Origin of the sequence: Pseudoalteromonas sp. SR45-5, from assembly GCF_014163565.1 — a bacterium.
Lineage (GTDB): Bacteria > Pseudomonadota > Gammaproteobacteria > Enterobacterales > Alteromonadaceae > Pseudoalteromonas > Pseudoalteromonas distincta.
The window spans coordinates 1-2,965 of the sequence record NZ_JACJDN010000506.1; the positions used below are offsets into that span (position 1 = coordinate 1).

Here is a 2,965-nt window from a genome sequence, read left to right on the forward strand (position 1 = left end):
ACTTCGCCCTCCCACATATAAATAGAGCCCATGTTAGGTAAAATATTTACACAAGCTGCTAGCTTTTTTTCTACCAACGCCCTTGCTAGGCTGCGTGCTTCTGCTTCGTCTTTGCAAGTCGTAAAAATCATTTTAAAATGCGTAGTCATTATGAACCTATTCTTATTGGACAGTGTCTAGCTTCATAGTATCTGATAGCCGATACAATGTGTAGACGCTTAAATATCAGTAAAATGACTATACCTATGCCCTAACCTTGAAAAGAGACCTAGTCACCCTCATTTATATTTCATCAACTCTTTTGAGTGTCATTATTTAGAGAGCGCTATGTTTAGATTTTTATTTGTGTTGTTTATCATCATCCCTATTATCGAAATCGCCTTACTGATTCAAGTAAGCGATGTGATTGGCGGATTTGCAACAATTGCACTTGTTGTTATTACCGCGATTTTAGGTGCCAAAATGGTTAAAACACAAGGTATGGGTGCGCTGCAAAACGTACAAGCGCAAATGGCGCAAGGGCAAATGCCAGCCAAAGAATTATTTACCGGAATATGCGTTGTAATTGCAGGGGTATTATTACTTACCCCTGGCATTATGACCGACGTGTTTGGGTTACTATTATTAACGCCTGCAATTCGTAACAAACTGGCCGCAGGCCTTGCTAGCCAAGCAACTGTTAGAATGAGCGCAGGTAGGCAACAAGGGCCATCGCCGTTTGCTGGGCAGCAACATGCTGAACGAGAGCAAGGGCAAATGGAACGACCAACGACTATTGATGGCGAATATGAGCGAAAAGATTAAAAATTTATCATTTTTTCTCTTGGAATTTCACACTCTACCCCCATTAATGAATGCAAATTAGAAAAGCTTTTTTCTGTACTGTTCAGAAACTGTTAGGAGAACTAAAAAACATGAACATTCGTCCTTTACAAGATCGCGTAATCGTTAAACGTCTAGAAGAAGAAACAAAATCTGCTGGCGGTATTGTATTAACTGGCTCTGCAGCTGAAAAATCAACTCGCGGAGAAGTTGTAGCCGTAGGTAATGGTCGCGTTTTAGATAACGGTGACGTGAGAGCGTTAGAAGTTAAAGCCGGTGACACTGTGTTATTTGGCTCATATGTTGAAAAAGTTGAAAAGATCGAAGGTCAAGAGTACCTGATCATGCGTGAAGATAATATTTTAGGCATTGTAGGCTAAACCTACTTTTCGTTTATAAACATTTAAGAATTTAGAGGAATTTAAAACATGGCAGCAAAAGAAGTACTTTTTGCAGGTGACGCACGCGCTAAAATGCTAACTGGCGTAAACATCCTGGCAAACGCAGTAAAAGTTACATTAGGTCCTAAAGGCCGTAACGTTGTACTAGACAAATCATTTGGCTCTCCAGTTATCACTAAAGATGGTGTTTCTGTAGCAAAAGAAATCGAACTTGAAGACAAGTTTGAAAACATGGGCGCACAAATGGTTAAAGAAGTTGCATCTAAAGCCAATGATGCAGCCGGCGATGGTACAACTACCGCTACAGTACTTGCACAGTCTATTGTTAATGAAGGCCTTAAAGCTGTTGCAGCAGGCATGAATCCAATGGATCTTAAGCGCGGCATCGACAAAGCAGTTATTGCTGCTGTTGCAGAGCTTAAAGCGTTATCTGTTCCTTGTTCTGATACTAAAGCAATTGCACAAGTAGGTACTATTTCTGCTAACTCTGATCAAGAGATTGGTAATATCATTGCTCAAGCAATGGAAAAAGTAGGCCGCAACAGTGGTGTTATTACTGTAGAAGAAGGTCAATCACTTGAAAACGAACTAGATGTTGTTGAAGGCATGCAGTTTGACCGTGGTTACTTATCTCCTTACTTTATCAACAGCCCAGAAAAAGGCACTGTTGAACTAGATAACCCATTTATTCTACTTGTAGATAAAAAAATATCTAACATCCGTGAATTATTACCAACATTAGAAGCGGTTGCTAAAGCAAGTAAACCACTACTAATCATTGCAGAAGACCTTGAAGGCGAAGCACTAGCTACATTAGTAGTTAATAACATGCGCGGTATTGTTAAAGTATCAGCTGTTAAAGCACCTGGCTTTGGCGATCGTCGTAAAGCAATGCTGCAAGATATCGCTGTATTAACTGGCGGTACTGTTATTTCTGAAGAAATCGGCTTAGAGCTTGAAAAAGCAACAGTTGAAGACCTAGGTACAGCTAAGCGCGTAATTATCACTAAAGATGATACAACTATCATTGACGGTGCTGGCGAAGAAGCGGGTATTACTGGTCGTGTTTCTCAAATTAAAGCACAAATTGAAGAAGCTACATCTGACTACGATAAAGAAAAACTTCAAGAGCGCATGGCTAAACTAGCTGGCGGTGTTGCAGTTATCAAAGTAGGTGCTGCTACTGAAATCGAAATGAAAGAGAAAAAAGACCGCGTTGAAGATGCATTAAATGCAACTCGTGCAGCGGTTGAAGAAGGCGTAGTACCTGGCGGCGGTGTTGCACTTGTACGTGCTGCTAGCAAGCTAGTTGATTTAGTTGGCGACAACGAAGATCAAAACCACGGTATTAAAGTTGCACTTCGTGCGATGGAAGCACCACTTCGTCAAATCGTAACTAACGCAGGCGACGAAGCATCAGTTGTAATTAACGCAGTTAAAGGCGGCGATGGTAACTACGGTTACAACGCAGCAACTGGCGAATACAACGACATGATTGAAATGGGTATCCTAGATCCAACTAAAGTAACACGCTCTGCGCTACAGTTTGCAGGGTCTATTGCGGGTCTAATGATCACTACTGAAGCAATGGTAGCTGAAATCCCTAAAGACGAATCTGCTGGTGCACCTGATATGGGTGGCATGGGCGGAATGGGTGGTATGGGCGGAATGATGTGATAAACATCACCGTTTAAGCACCTCCCTTATATAAAAAACCAGCTTCGGCTGGTTTTTTGCTTTTT

The 2,965-nt window shown here is 41.4% G+C and carries 4 protein-coding genes; 3 read left to right on the forward strand and 1 reads right to left on the reverse strand.

Annotated elements, in window-relative coordinates:
- The coding region (gene cutA / locus H5072_RS15765; protein WP_182694057.1) for a divalent-cation tolerance protein CutA at positions 1 to 149 on the reverse strand (149 nt) is incomplete at its 3' end.
- 178 nt (positions 150 to 327) lie between these two features.
- Between cutA and H5072_RS15770 the strand changes: the two genes are divergently transcribed.
- The 3 genes from H5072_RS15770 to groL all read left to right on the forward strand — a co-directional run bounded on the left by H5072_RS15770 (position 328) and on the right by groL (position 2,900).
- Positions 328 to 804, forward strand: coding sequence for an FxsA family protein (locus H5072_RS15770; protein ID WP_002958838.1), 477 nt, complete (start codon positions 328 to 330; stop codon positions 802 to 804).
- A 110-nt stretch (positions 805 to 914) separates the two neighbouring features.
- Positions 915 to 1,202: a co-chaperone GroES gene (locus H5072_RS15775; RefSeq protein ID WP_002958836.1), complete on the forward strand. Its 288-nt coding sequence runs from the start codon at positions 915 to 917 to the stop codon at positions 1,200 to 1,202.
- A 48-nt stretch (positions 1,203 to 1,250) separates the two neighbouring features.
- The gene (groL, locus tag H5072_RS15780; RefSeq protein WP_002958835.1) at positions 1,251 to 2,900 is read left to right on the forward strand and encodes a chaperonin GroEL; all 1,650 of its coding nucleotides are present in this window, start codon (positions 1,251 to 1,253) and stop codon (positions 2,898 to 2,900) included.
- Positions 2,901 to 2,965 lie beyond the last annotated feature (65 nt).